Below are 12,956 nucleotides of genomic sequence, written 5' to 3'. Positions count from 1 at the left end.
GACGCTGTGGCACGTGGCGCCAGAGTGCTGGGGACCGGGCCGGCGCGCAACCCATTCGTTCCTGGTCGAAGAAGCCCGGCGCACGCTTGCCAGCCGCCCGGACCGCCGCTACGTTCCCGACGTCCCACCGCGCCTCGCCCGGCGTTCCGGCCGGGCCGCCTCCCCCACCTAGGAGCAATCGTGAGGTTTCTCGGACGTCTTCCGGCCCTGGCCGCCGGAGCCCTTCTGGTGCTCACCGCACTGTCGGCCGCCCCGGCGCAGGCCGGCGAAGCCGGTGCGTCGGCCGCGCCCGTCTTCAAGGCGCCCTACCCCTGCGGCCAGCAGTGGACGTACAGCCACCACTCGGCCGAGGTGCGCCGGGCGCTGGACTTCGTACGTTCCGACGGCGGCGCGACGGCCGGCACCCCGGTGCTCGCCTCCGCCGCCGGCACGGCCACCCGCTACTCGCAGCCGAGCGGGGCCGGCAACTACATGGTGATCAATCACGGCGGCGGCTGGAGCACGTACTACTTCCACCTCTCCGCGTACTCGGTGGCGAGCGGCGCGTCGGTCGCCCAGGGGCAGCAGATCGGCGTCACGGGCAGTACGGGCAATTCCTCCGGGGCGCACATCCACTACGAGCAGCTCTACAACGGCGCGGGCCAGAACATCGTCATCAACGGCGCCGGCCTGGCCTACCCGGGCAGTTACCACCAGGCGTACCTGACCAGCGACAACGGTTGCGGTGGCGGCGGCTCCCCGTTCAGCACCTGGGGCAGTGGGGTGAACGTCCGCGCCGACGCCCGTGTCACCGCCGCCGTCGTCACCACCCTCGCCGGTCCGACGGCCGTACGGGTGCTGTGCCAGAAGCAGGGCGACACCGTCAACGCCGAGGGGCACAGCAACAACTGGTGGAGCAAGCTGCGTGACCAGAACGGCTTCGTCAGCAACATCTACATCGACCACCCGGACGCGAAACTCCCGGGCGTTCCGCTCTGCTGAGCCGTACCGGCGGCTCATGGCGGCCCGGCCGGGCCGGGAGCACGGCTCGTCGCGGTCCCGGCGGGTGTGTTCCGGCCGGGCCGCGGCGAGTTCAAGCCGGGGTCGCCGCGAGCAGGCGTATCAGCCCCCTGACATTACCTGGCATGCATGCGTCATTTCCGTGATACGCGTAGAGTCCCGCAGGGCGGGGGCCGACGAGCACCCGTGACCGCCGGGGGTGCGCCGTGCTGCGGATGGAGTTCACGAGCCAGGAGCTGACCCGCCTGCGCGTCGCGGCCGGCGTGGACCCGCTCTGGGAGACCGCGCTCAGCCTGCATCTGCTCCAGAACCGCGAGGTGCCCCTCGCGTTCGCCGCCTGGCGCCGCGAGGTGGGCGCGGCCCTGCGGCGATCCGGCCTCGTCGCCACGACCCGCTCCCTGATCCGGCTGTGCCCGGACGGCTCGTACTTCCCCGACTTCCTGACGCCCGGCCGAGGCGACGCCGACCTCGACACCGGACTCGACCGGCTGCTCTCCACTCCCCGGCACCGTCTGCGCGCCGAACTCGCCCGGCTCTACGCGCACACCGGCCGCCCCGTCCCGGCCGGTGTGCGCCCGCTCGCCGAGGGTTCCCCCGAGGCGCTGCGCCGCCTCGGCTCGGCTTTGCGCGCCTATCACCGGGTGGCCGTCGAGCCCTACCTGTTCGCCATGCGCGCGCAGGCGGCGACCGACCGGACCGTACGGGCCGAAGCCGTCCTCACCCACGGAGCGGAGGGCCTGCTCATCGGTTACGACCAGCTGCCCGGGTGGCACTACCGGGACGGCAGGCTACGGGCCCCGTACCCGATGGATCGGGAACTCGCTCTGCATGGAAGGGCGTTGACGCTCGTCCCGGCCTTCTTCTGTGTCCGCGCCCCCCTCGCCCTCGTCGACGAGGAACTGCCTCCGGTCCTCGTCCACCCGCTCTCGCCCGCGCCCGGCTGGCTCGAACGCCGGCATCACGGCGGGGAGGTCCCGGTGGCGCAGCTCATCGGTGCCTCGCGAGCCGAACTGCTGCGGATACTGGACCGCCCCATGACCACCATGGACATCGCCGCGGCGCTGCGGCTCGCCCCCTCGACGGCCAGCCGGCACGCCACCGTGCTCCGCGAGGCGGGTCTGCTGCTCTCGAAGCGCCAGGGCGTGCGAGTGCTCCACCACCGCACCCGGCTCGGCCGGGCGGTGCTGGAGGGCGGCTCGCGATGAACGGCTCCCGTGCCGGGCGGGGGCCGGGGAGGAGGGACCGGGGGCCGGGGGAGGAGGGGCCGGCCGGCTCGGTCACGGCTCGCGCACACGTCTGCGCCGGTCTTGTGGATGCCGGGCGCCCAGCCGTGCGAACGGTCTTCGGTTCCCGGAGCGCCCCGCCCCGGCCTCACCGGCGGGAGTGACTTCGCGCCGTTTTCTCCTCCTTGCGGGAGGCTGCCGGCTCCGGTGGCCCGCCCGTGACCGGGGTGCCATGGACGGCCTCGTCGCCGTGTTCACCGGCCTGCGCGGGTCCGGCCCGCGGGAGCGGCCGGGTGCCGGGCCGCCACCGGCCCGCCGGTGCCGTCCTGGAGGTCCGTGACGGCACCCGCAGGAGCCCCGCCGAAACCACCGCGGTGCTCGGGCGCCGCCACGCCCACGCCCGGGGCACGGCCGTGGAGCAGCGGCCGCTCGCCCGCTGCACCGCGCTTCTGTCGTACGCCCGCGACCCCGAGCGGCCGCCTCGGCGTCCAGGGCTTCCTCAGCTGGGCCGTACCACTCGCTCGACGCCCCGGAACGGCCGGAGTCCGCTCGGAACGGCTGTGGAACTACGCCGGCCTGCGACTGTGCCTGCTCCGGTCCTGTGCGGCGTCTTCCCGATGGCGCAGCGTGGGGAGCGCATGGCGGTCCTCGAGCCGGCTGCGAAGGGTTCCTGATGGTTCAGGGGCGGTACTCGTCCGTCAGCATCGCGGAGGCCAGCTCGACGCGGGAACGGTAGCCGGTGCGTTTGAAGAGTCTGCCCAGCCGGCCCTCCACGCTCTTCTCGCTGCTGCCCAGCACCGCGGCCAGTTCGCGGTTGGTCAGGCCCTCGCTCACCAAGGTGGCCAGCAGCCGCTCGTTCTCCGCGATGACGACGGATCTGTGCGGCACGGCGATGCCGCGTTCGCGCATCAGGTTGCGCAGCTGTGCCCTGCGCAGCAGCGCGTCCAGGTCGCCGTAGAGCGCGTACGCCTCGTGCAGCAGCTCGACGTCGGCCACTTCATGGCGGACCACCATGACCATCGTGGCGGCCAGCTCCAGTGGCTGGGCGCGCCGGCGGGCGAGCTGGACCGCCTCCGTCGCGGCGTCGCGGTCGCGGTGCACCATCGCGGCGGCGAGCAGGTGGCACACGCGGGCCCGGCCGGTGCCGATCAACTCGGCTGTCCTGCGCGCCTCTTCCACGCACCGCTGTGCCGCGGCCAGGTCGCCGCGGGCCAGTTCCAGCTCGGCCGTCCTCAGCCACAGGACGTCCGTGCCGACCACCAGACCTCGTCCGACGGCCTGGGCCAGGCCGTCGGTGACGACGCGGCGGGCCCGGTCGGCAGCGCCCAGGGCCTCGTCCAGGAGGGATTCCGGCACGGCCAGCAGGTGGAGCATCACGGGTTGCACGGAGCGCGCCCGCTCGATCACCGAGCGGGCCTCGGTGAGCCGGCCGCGTGCACCGAATATGATGCTCGTCTCCCGGGACACCAAGGTGTGACTGGGCACGTAGCCGACGGAAAGACCGGTGGCCAGGCCCAGCCGGGCCAGATCGAGTGCACGGTCCCAGTGCCCGCTCTGGCTGTCGGCCACCACCTGGTCGGGCACCGTCCGGTACACGGAGGGCAGTGCGTAAGCCGTCAGCAGTCGCTCTGCGCGGTCCAGCTCACCGAAAGCCATCAGCGTCCGGGCCAGTTGCCGCAGCCGCTCGAGGCGGTGCCGCGTCCCCGACGTCCACAGGTGCCGCCCCGGTGGATCGGCGACGGCCTGGTCGAACGGTTCGGTCCTGCCCAGGAACGCCCCGGCGCACTCGCTGATGAGCAGGCCCAACGCGGCGACGACATCGTTGTCCCGGTGCAGGGCGTCCCGTTCGGACGCCAGGTGTTCGTCCGCTTCCCGCCACCGGTCCAGGTGGCACAGCGCAACGCACCGGGTCAGGATGCGGTGCAACTCCCCGCCCGGCAGCGAGCGCCAGCCGCCGTCGCAGATCTTGGTGAGCGCCGCCGTGTCCAGGGTCCCGGCCAACGCGACGACGTAGACCACCTCTGTCTCGAACAGCGCCTCGGAACTGACGAGATGGGCGTACTCGGACAGCACTTTCCACGCACTGTCGATGGCCTCGGCGAACCGCAGGTGGATGCTGCAGGTGGAGGCGTGCGTGACCAGCGCCCGAGCGCGGTCCCGCGGCTCGGTGATCAGATCGACGGCCGCGCGCAGCCAGCGCTCCGCGGAGTATCCGTCGTCCAGCATGGCGGCGGTGCCCCGGGCGAGCAGTTCGTCGGCCGCCCGCCGGCTGTCCACGAACCGCCCGGCGACCACCAGTTGCTCGGCCAGGTACCGGCCGTCCGCCTCGGCGTCGCCCGACCAGATCGCGGTGACCGCCAGTTGGGCGAGTCTGCGTCGCTCGTAGGATCCGAGACAGCCGGTCAGGGCGGAGATCAGCAGCGGAAGCCGGAAACGCCAGGCCCCCTCCTCCGGTCCCTGGCGGAGCACACCCTCGGCACACAGCTCCGACAGCGCGCCACGCACCTCGTCCTCGTTCCGGCCCACCGCTTCGGCGATCAGCCCGGTGGCCGCGCCGCCCAGGGGGAGGAGCACCGCCGCCGCCTTGGCCACCGACCAGACCACACCGCCCAGCCGGCGCAGGTACTCGATCGGCGGCAGGTCGAGGGGCAGCTCGGGCGGCCGGTCCGGCGACGTGAGGTAGACGTGCCGGTCGAATACGTACAGCCCTCCGGTGCGCTCGTGCCCCGCCAGGGCCGCGAGCACGGCGGCGGGTCTGCCGCGGCACTCACGTTGCAGGTAGGAGAGCAGCGCCGCCGTCGGCCTCGCCTGTGACCTCCGGGCGATCATCGCGCCGACCTCCTGCTCGCGCAACGGACGCAGCGGCACCACCTCGGCCAGCGAGACGGCCCGTAACTGCTCCACCGCGGCCCGGTCGCCCGCCGGGTCGGCCGGTGAGGGGCGCACCGTGCAGACGAACGTGACCGGGCCCCCTGCCAGCGTGCGGGCGAGCGGCAACAGCACGGCGCGGGAACCGGGATCGGCCCAGTGCGCGTCATCGATGAGCACCGTCAGCTTGTCGTTCGTGGCGAGAGCCGACCGGAGGTCGGCGGCGAGCTGCCGGCCGGCCTCCGCGAGCGGCACCGTGGCCACGGCCTTCGCCGTACGCCGGACGTCGCCGCCCCGGTGGAGGGCGGAGAGCTCGGCGGAGAGCCGGGAGACCAAGGAGTAGGGGCGGTCCCGCTCGTTGCGCGCCACCCGCAGCGACAGGGGGGTGAAGCCCCGCGCGGCCAGCTCGTCGCGGACGGCGGCCAGCAACGAGCTGCGCCCCATGCCGATGGGGCCGGTGACCAGGACGAGCGGTGCCGAGTCCGGCGAGGCGGCCAGGTCGACGACCCGCGCCACGACGTCGTCACGGCCGAACGGCACCTGCGCCGACCGGGCGGCGTCGGGCGCACCGCGCCAGTAGTCGATCATGCTTCCAGTATGCCCACAGCTCCCGGTCCACGGGCCGTCGAAAAGTATATGATTGACGGGCAGCGTTGGTTCTGGTGTGAAAAATGCGTGTACCGACCGGAGTTGGCCGCGAGAGCCGGGTACGACGGCCCTGTGGGCCGCTGTTGCGCGAGGCGCACAGGAGGAGGCGGGCAGTGGCCCGAACGCGTGCCGCGGTGCGAGGCAGGGATCATGAACTGACGGCACTGCGCACAGCGCTGGCGACCGACGGCGGACGCCTGATCGTCCTCAGGGGACCGGCCGGTATCGGCAGGAGCGCACTGCTGGACGCGGTGGGCCGGCTGCTGACGCCGGACGGGGTGCGGATCCTGCCGCTGCGGTTGGGTGCCCGTCCGGACAGCGGTGGTGATCCCTTCGCCCTCGACGCGTTGGTGCGCACCGTGCGTGAGCATTTCGAACAGTTCCAGGAGGCCGGGCTGACCGAGGCGCTCAGTACGGTGGCCCAACTGCGCGACGCGGGAGGGCCGGACGGCGGCGGATGGACACCGTCCATGGTCGCCGCGCTGGACAGCCTCTTCGACACCATCGGCCGGCAGGAACGCGTCGCGGTCCTCGCCGACGACGTGCACGCGGTGGCCGAGCCCGCCCCCGTGCTGACCGCGGCCCGGCGGTCCGGCTGTCTGGTCGTGGCGACCTGCGAGGAGGGTGCCGAGCGCGGCCCGGGGATCGCCGAGCTGCTGGCCGAGGCCGACCGGATGATGACGATCGGCCCGCTGGCCGACGACGTCGTGGAGTCCCTGGTCCGTCGCGCGGTGGGAGCACGCCTGGACGAGGCGGTGCCGTCCGCCCTGCGTGCGGCACTGGGACCGCTGTCGGGGAACCCGGGCACCGTCCTGGGCACCCTCGAGGAGTTACGCAGAGGCGGCCGGCTCATCTCCTTCCGCGGCCGGCTGTGCCTGCGCGCGCCGGAGGAGCCGGTGGCACTGCCGGCCGATCACCCCCTCCTGCGCCGTGCGGCTTCACTGGGCGATCCCGCGGTCCGGTTGCTGGGCGCGATCGCGGTCCTGGACGGCATCGGCCTGGACGACCTGCCGCTGCTCGCCGAGACCTTCGGGGCCAGCCCCGTCGACTGCGGCCGGCTGCTCGACCTGCTGATCGAGGAGGGGGTGCTGACGGCCGGCCCGCAGGGCCGGGTCTCCTGCCGGTGTCCCGCGCTGGCGGCCACCGCGGCCGGCCGCTTCGGTGCCCGACGCGGCATCACACTGCACGCGTCGATCGCCGAGCGGTTGCTGGCCCGGCACGGGTGGGACGGCGGGACCGACCCCGTGGTGCTCGCCGACCACATCGCGCGCGGCGGGGCGGCCGTGACGCTCGACGACGACACGGTCGGCCGGCTGCTGGCCCTGAGCGCCGCGGCCGAGCAGGAGGAGCCGGAGCGCGCCACCCTGTGGTACTCGGCGGCGCTGCGCCGCCTGCCGCCGAGAGGGCCCGAACACGCCCGTACGCTGTGCAGACTGCTCCTCCTGGTGGTCCGGACGGGCAGGTACGAACTGCTGCGTGAGGTGTTGACCCGGTACGCGGAACACGGTTGCGCCGAGGAATCCCTGGACGAGATCCGCCTCGCAGCCGTCCTCGTCGCCCTGCACACCGGCGAGCCGCCCGCCGAGCGTGCCGTGCGCTCACTGCTGGACGCACCGTTCCCGGGCCGGGGGCCCACCGCCTTCTCGGAGTGGTGGTTCGGACGCCGTCTCGCTCCCGGCACGCATGAGCCGGTGCGCCCGGCCGAGGCGGTGACCGGGGCGGTGGCCGGGCGGACGGACCTGCTCAGCGCGGCGCTCTGCGGTGACGCCGGCGCCTGCGAGCGGGCCTGGCGGAACTCGGGCGGCACCGCACCCTCCCCGGAACTGGACCGGTTGCACCGTGCCGCCTCGGTCGCCGACATGGCCGACGTGGCCCGGCTGGTGATCGGCGCGGACTACCGGGTGCCGCTGACCGGTGTGCTCGGCGCCTACCACCGGGTGGTGCGGGGGTACGTCGACGCCAACTGGACCCAGGCCATGTCCGCGGTCCGGGAACTGGAACTGTCCGGCGCCGAGGACACGCTGACGCACCACGCGGCACGCCTGTTCGCCGCGGACATGTGCGCCGCCCGCGGCGAGTTCGGGCAGGCCGCCCAGTGGCTGGCCGCCGCGGCACCGGCCCCGAGGCTGGAGGTGATGCGGACCTGGGCCCGTGTCGGCCTGGCCGCCCGGACGGGTGACGACGGCCAGGCGGTACGGATGGCACTGCTGGACGGACCGCGGCTGCGCCGGGCCGGACTGCACACGGGCCTGAGCTTTCTGCTGTCGCGGGCGGTACGGATCGCGGTGCTGAGCGACGACCTCGAGGGTGCCGCGGAACTCCTGGCGGAGATCGAGCTGCTGCCCCGGGAGGACCGCGCGGACGTGCGGGAGAGTCTTCTGCTGGCGCGCGGCCTGGTGGACCGCGACCTGGGGTACGCCCGGTCGGCCACCGACCTGACGCGCGAGAGGGGGGATCTGCCCGCACTGCTGGAATCCTGCCTGGCCGTCGCCCGGTTCGCGGAGGACCCGAGGCCCTGGCTGCGGGAGGCCCACACACTGGCCGCACGGTGCGGTGCGTCGGCGCTCCTCGAACGCCTCCGCGTGGTGACCCGCGAACGCGGAGTCCCCGCCCCGCGCGCCCGCGGCCGGCGTGACGCCCTGGCCGTCACCGAGCAGCGGATCATCGAGCTGATCGGCGAGGGCCTGACCAACCGGCAGATCGCGCTGCGCCTGAACCTCAGTGAGAAGACCGTGGAGAACTACCTGACTCGTCTGTTCGCCCGCACCGGCTGCCGTTCACGGGTCGAGCTGGCCGCGGCCAGCCTGAGCGGCCGGCTCACGCGCACCACGACCTGAGAGCCGCCGCGGTCCGGCCGCCGGGGCCGAAGATGCCAACGTGCGGTCCCACTCGGGCCCATGCGGACCTGCGGTGACGACAGTCAGGTACGGCATGCCTAACGTCTTGCGCATGACCGACATCGATGTGCCTCAAGTCGCCGATCGCGAACTGGCAGCGATTGTGGGAGCCGAGGTCGAGGGCCGGTGGCCGGAGGACGTTTCGGGCCTCGACGAGATAGTCCGCTACGGACTGGTGCCCTTCGGGAAGATGATGGGGCCCTGGCTGGTGACCCACTCCAGTCTTGCGGTGGGAGGTGACATAGCGACTGTCCTGCCCGCCGCGGTGGCGGTGGAGTGCATCCAGGTCGGAGCGATGATGCACGACGACATCATCGACGACGACGGGGAGCGGCGCAGCAAGCCCGCCGCCCATACCGTGTTCGGGCAGCCGACGGCGATCGTCGGCGGGGACGGACTGTTCTTCCACGGCTTCGCCGCCCTCGCCGAGTGCCAGGAGGCCGGCGCGTCCGCGGAGCGGGTGGCCCAGGCGCTCGTGGTGCTCTCCAGAGCGGGGCTGCGCATCGGGGACGCGGCCCTCCGGGAGATCCGGATGAGCCGTGAGATCTGCTCCGTCGACGACTATCTGAGCATGATCGCGGACAAGAGCGGTGCCCTCCTGTGGATGGCCTGCGGCGTCGGCGCCACGCTGGGCGGCGCGGACGACACGGTCCTGAAGGCGCTCAGCCAGTACAGCGACCGGCTGGGTATCGCCTATCAGATCCGCGACGACCTCATGGCCTACGACGGCACACGGGCGGGTAAGCCGAACGTCTCCGACGTCCGCAACGGCCGGCCCACCCTGCCCGTGCTGCTCGCCCACGAACGTGCTCCCGTGGAGCAGCGCCGGCGCATCGAGCAACTGCTCGCCGACACGGCCGTGCCGGTCGAGGAGCGTTACGGGGCCATGGCGCAACTGGTCCACGACCACGACGGCCTGTCGGCGGCGCGCGAGGTTTCGCACCGTTACGTGGAGACGGCCGCGGCGGCGCTGGAAGCCCTCCCGCCCGGTGTCCACAGGGACGCGCTGGCCGATCTCACCGTGCCGGGACGTCTGGTGTAGCGCAGACCGAATCCGAGGAGCTGGGCCGATGACCTCCCCGAACTATGCGACGTATCTGAAGATAGACGAACTGCTCAGCTTGCAGCGTCCGTTGACACCGGCCGAGCAGCAGGACCTCAGTGACAGCGAACGGCTCTTCATCGTCGTGCACCAGGCGTCCGAGACCCTGCTCAGCCAGGTTCTGGTCGACCTGCGGCACATCGACGCGGGCCGGTGCGGACAGCAGTGCCACGCCCAGCGCCTGGAACGGGCGACGCGGCTGGTGGGTTCCCTGGAAGGCCAGTTGACGCTGCTGCGCCATACGCTGCTGCGGGAGGACTTCCTGCTCTTCCGGGACCGGCTCGGCACGGCGAGCGGATTGCAGTCGGAGCAGTTCCACGAACTGTTCGGCCTCGTGAAGCGTCTGACGCAACGCGGCGGTGAGGACCGTCCGCCGGCCGACTCCCGGCGGCTGTCCGGACTGGACGACGCCGTGCAGCGCTGGCGGCGCACCCACCTGGAACTGGTCAGCCACATGCTCGGCGACCGGCCGGGCTCGGCCGAGACCTCCGGGGCGCGCTTTCTGGCCGCCAGACTGGACGGCGCCTCCACCGACGTACCGGCGGGTGCCGACCGGGCGCCCGCCGCGCCGCCGCGGCGGGCGGACGCCGAGGACGTCACCGGCAGCCGGCCACTGCCCGCACCGGCCGGACGGGCCGGGCGGTCAGGACCGGGACATGTGGTCGTGGTGGGAGGCAGTGTCGCGGGGCTGCTGACCGCACACGTCCTGGCCGGCCACGCGGAACGGGTGACGGTGCTCGAACGCGACCAGTACGAGGAGGCCCCGGGCCCCCGCGCCGGTGTGCCGCAGTCACGCCACACCCACGTCCTGCTCACCAGCGGCATGAACGCCCTGGAAGAACTGCTGCCCGGCCTGCTGCCCGCACTGGTGGACTCGGGGGCACCGCGGCTGGCGGTGCCCGGGGACCTCGGGGTGTGGCAGGCGGGGCAGTGGATATCCCGCCGCAACCCGTCCGAGCCCATCATGACCCCGTCCCGTCCGCTCCTGGAGCACCACATCCGCCGACGTGTCCTGGACGACTCCCGCATCCACGTCCGCACGGGTGCCGAGGTGACCGGCCTGCTCGGCCGGCCCGGACACGTCACCGGCGTGGCGGTCCGGGACCGGGGCGGTGAACACCACACCGGGCAGGAGATCGAGGCCGACCTGGTGGTGGACGCCACCGGACGGGCCAGCAGAGCCCCGGCCTGGCTGGCCGACATGGGTGCCCAGGCGCCCGCCGAGGAACTCGTGGAGACCGGCCGGGCGTACGCCACCTGCGTCTTCCGGGCCGACGGCCCGCCCGAGGATCTCAGCGGCTTCTACATCGTGCCCGACGCCGGCCAGCCGCTCGGCGCGATCATCCTGCCCGTCGAGGGCGACCGCTGGATGGTCACCCTGTCCGGGCCGCGCGGCCAGGAGCCGCCCAACGACGCCGAGGACTTCGTCGACTTCGCCGGCCGGCTGCCGCACTCCGCCCCGCACAAGTGGCTCAGCTCGGCGCGCCCGGTCGGCCGGCCCGTGGGGTACCGGCACACCTCCAACCGGCGCCGCCGCTACGACCGCCTGGGACGGGACCACACCGGACTGCTCGTCGTCGGAGACGCCCTGTGCGCGCTCAACCCCGTCTACGGGCAGGGCCTTTCCGTCGCCGCCCTGAACGCGGTCGCCCTCAGGAAGGCCCTGGCCGGGGACCGCACCCCCTCGGCCAACGCCCTGCAACGGGCGGTGCTGCGCTCCTCCCGCTCGGCGTGGGAGGTCGCGACGGGCGCCGACAGCCCGATGCCGGGCGTCACGGGCAACGCGGTGCGGTCCGGGCCCGTCGCCCGGCTGCTGACCCGGTACCTCGACCGCGTGCGCGCTCACGTGCCCCACGACCCGGTCGTCTGCAGTGCCAACCGTGACGTCCTCTTCCTGCTGGCCCCGCCCCGCACGCTCGTCACCTCCCCCAAGGTGCTGCGGCGGGCCCTGCTGAGCCCGACCGGGCCGGCCTCGTCCGGCCTCCCCACCCCGTGACCATCACGAGCCGACAGTGAAGGTGCGCCATGCGACACACCCGCGTGCTCCCGGACCGTCAAAGAGGGGGCCGGTGCCGAACCCGGTCCCACTCTCCCCTCCTTCGTGCGGACGGCCGGTGGACCTCATGACGACGATGCCGACCCCAAGCCTGACCACCGTTCTCGACACCGGCCGCACGTTGCTCGAACCGGCCCTGCGCGACGCCGTGAGCCTGCACCTGGGCCCGGAGATGGGCAGGATCGCCCGTTACCACTTCGGCTGGGCGGACGCCGAGGACCGGCCCACCGGTACCTGGGGCGGCAAGATGATCCGGCCCACCCTGGCGCTGTTGTCGGCCCGGGCGGCCGGCGCCGCGGCCGCGGACGGTCTGCCCGCCGCGGTGGCCGTGGAACTGGTGCACAACTTCTCACTGCTGCACGACGACATCATGGACGGCGACGAGACCCGGCGGGGCCGGGCGACCGCATGGGCCGTCTTCGGCGTGCCCGACGCCATCCTGGCCGGCGACGCCCTGGTCACCGCGGCGACGTCCGTGCTGATGAGCGCGCCGGGCGCGGGCGCCCGTTCCGCCACCCTGGCGCTCATGACGGCGACCCAGCGGATGATCGAGGGCCAGGCCTCCGACGCCGACTTCGAACGACGTGAGGACGTGACCCTCGCCGAGTGCGTGCGCATGGCCGGAGACAAGACCGGCGCCCTGCTCGGAAGCGCCTGTGCACTGGGAGCCGACCTGCTGGGCGCCGAACGGCACCTGGTCGAACGGCTCCGTGTCTTCGGTGAACACATCGGGCTCGCCTTCCAGCTCGTCGACGACCTGCTGGGCATCTGGGGCGACCCGGACCACACCGGGAAACAGGTGGGGGCCGACCTGCGGGTCCGCAAGAAGTCCCTGCCCGTGGTGGCGGCGCTCGACGCACCCGGGACGGACGAGCTGCGCGCCCTGTACCTGAGCGCGGAGCCGCTGGACGAATCCGGCGTCCGACGCGTCACCGAGCTCGTGGAACGGGCGGGCGGACGGGACTGGGCGCGGGACGAGGCGGACCGTCGGATCGCCGCGGCGAAGGAGTGCCTGGCCGACGCCGGCCTCCCGGACGACGTGCGCGCCGAGTTCCAGGAAGTCGCCGGCTTCGTCGTCGGCAGGCGGCTGTAGACGGGGAGCCAGACCCCGCCCGCCGGACGCCACCCGCTCCGGCGGGCGGCACCGCGGTTCCCGGCCCGCC

Annotated in this window: 7 protein-coding genes; 6 read left to right on the top strand and 1 reads right to left on the bottom strand. The window is 73.3% G+C overall.

What is annotated here, in order from left to right:
* The first annotated feature begins 180 nt into the window (after positions 1-180).
* Both ACF1FZ_RS19110 and ACF1FZ_RS19105 read left to right on the top strand, forming a co-directional pair.
* On the top strand, positions 181-981 hold the full coding sequence (locus tag ACF1FZ_RS19110) for a peptidoglycan DD-metalloendopeptidase family protein (RefSeq protein ID WP_391774560.1): 801 nt from the start codon (positions 181-183) through the stop codon (positions 979-981).
* A gap of 233 nt (positions 982-1,214) precedes the next feature.
* Positions 1,215-2,204, top strand: coding sequence for an ArsR/SmtB family transcription factor (locus ACF1FZ_RS19105; protein ID WP_391774559.1), 990 nt, complete (start codon positions 1,215-1,217; stop codon positions 2,202-2,204).
* A 696-nt stretch (positions 2,205-2,900) separates the two neighbouring features.
* Here ACF1FZ_RS19105 and ACF1FZ_RS19100 read toward each other — a convergent pair.
* Complete coding sequence (locus ACF1FZ_RS19100; protein ID WP_391774558.1) at positions 2,901-5,678, bottom strand: AAA family ATPase; 2,778 nt, start codon at positions 5,676-5,678, stop codon at positions 2,901-2,903.
* A gap of 173 nt (positions 5,679-5,851) precedes the next feature.
* On the opposite strand from ACF1FZ_RS19100, the gene ACF1FZ_RS19095 reads away from it, so the two are divergent.
* The 4 genes from ACF1FZ_RS19095 (at position 5,852) to ACF1FZ_RS19080 (ending at position 12,886) form a co-directional block, all read left to right on the top strand.
* A complete protein-coding gene (locus ACF1FZ_RS19095; protein WP_391774557.1) occupies positions 5,852-8,575 on the top strand; it encodes a LuxR C-terminal-related transcriptional regulator in 2,724 nt (907 codons plus the stop codon).
* A gap of 112 nt (positions 8,576-8,687) precedes the next feature.
* Positions 8,688-9,677, top strand: a complete 990-nt coding sequence (locus ACF1FZ_RS19090) for a polyprenyl synthetase family protein (protein ID WP_391774556.1) — start codon at positions 8,688-8,690, stop codon at positions 9,675-9,677.
* A 28-nt stretch (positions 9,678-9,705) separates the two neighbouring features.
* Positions 9,706-11,733, top strand: coding sequence for a tryptophan 2,3-dioxygenase family protein (locus ACF1FZ_RS19085; protein WP_391774555.1), 2,028 nt, complete (start codon positions 9,706-9,708; stop codon positions 11,731-11,733).
* Between the two features lie 136 nt (positions 11,734-11,869).
* Positions 11,870-12,886, top strand: a complete 1,017-nt coding sequence (locus ACF1FZ_RS19080; RefSeq protein ID WP_391774554.1) for a polyprenyl synthetase family protein — start codon at positions 11,870-11,872, stop codon at positions 12,884-12,886.
* Positions 12,887-12,956 lie beyond the last annotated feature (70 nt).

Source organism: Streptomyces sp. NPDC014623 (genome assembly GCF_043088245.1).
Taxonomy (GTDB): Bacteria; Actinomycetota; Actinomycetes; order Streptomycetales; family Streptomycetaceae; genus Streptomyces.
This window is presented reverse-complemented; position numbering and strand designations above follow the sequence as displayed.

Bases quoted from the DNA above. Each gene is read 5' to 3' on its own strand.
- ACF1FZ_RS19080 (WP_391774554.1), top strand. From the start codon at position 11,870: ATGCCGACCCCAAGCCTGACCACCGTTCTCGACACCGGCCGCACGTTG.
- ACF1FZ_RS19090 (WP_391774556.1), top strand. From the start codon at position 8,688: ATGACCGACATCGATGTGCCTCAAGTCGCCGATCGCGAACTGGCAGCG.
- ACF1FZ_RS19085 (WP_391774555.1), top strand. From the start codon at position 9,706: ATGACCTCCCCGAACTATGCGACGTATCTGAAGATAGACGAACTGCTC.
- ACF1FZ_RS19105 (WP_391774559.1), top strand. From the start codon at position 1,215: ATGGAGTTCACGAGCCAGGAGCTGACCCGCCTGCGCGTCGCGGCCGGC.
- ACF1FZ_RS19100 (WP_391774558.1), bottom strand. From the start codon at position 5,678: ATGATCGACTACTGGCGCGGTGCGCCCGACGCCGCCCGGTCGGCGCAG.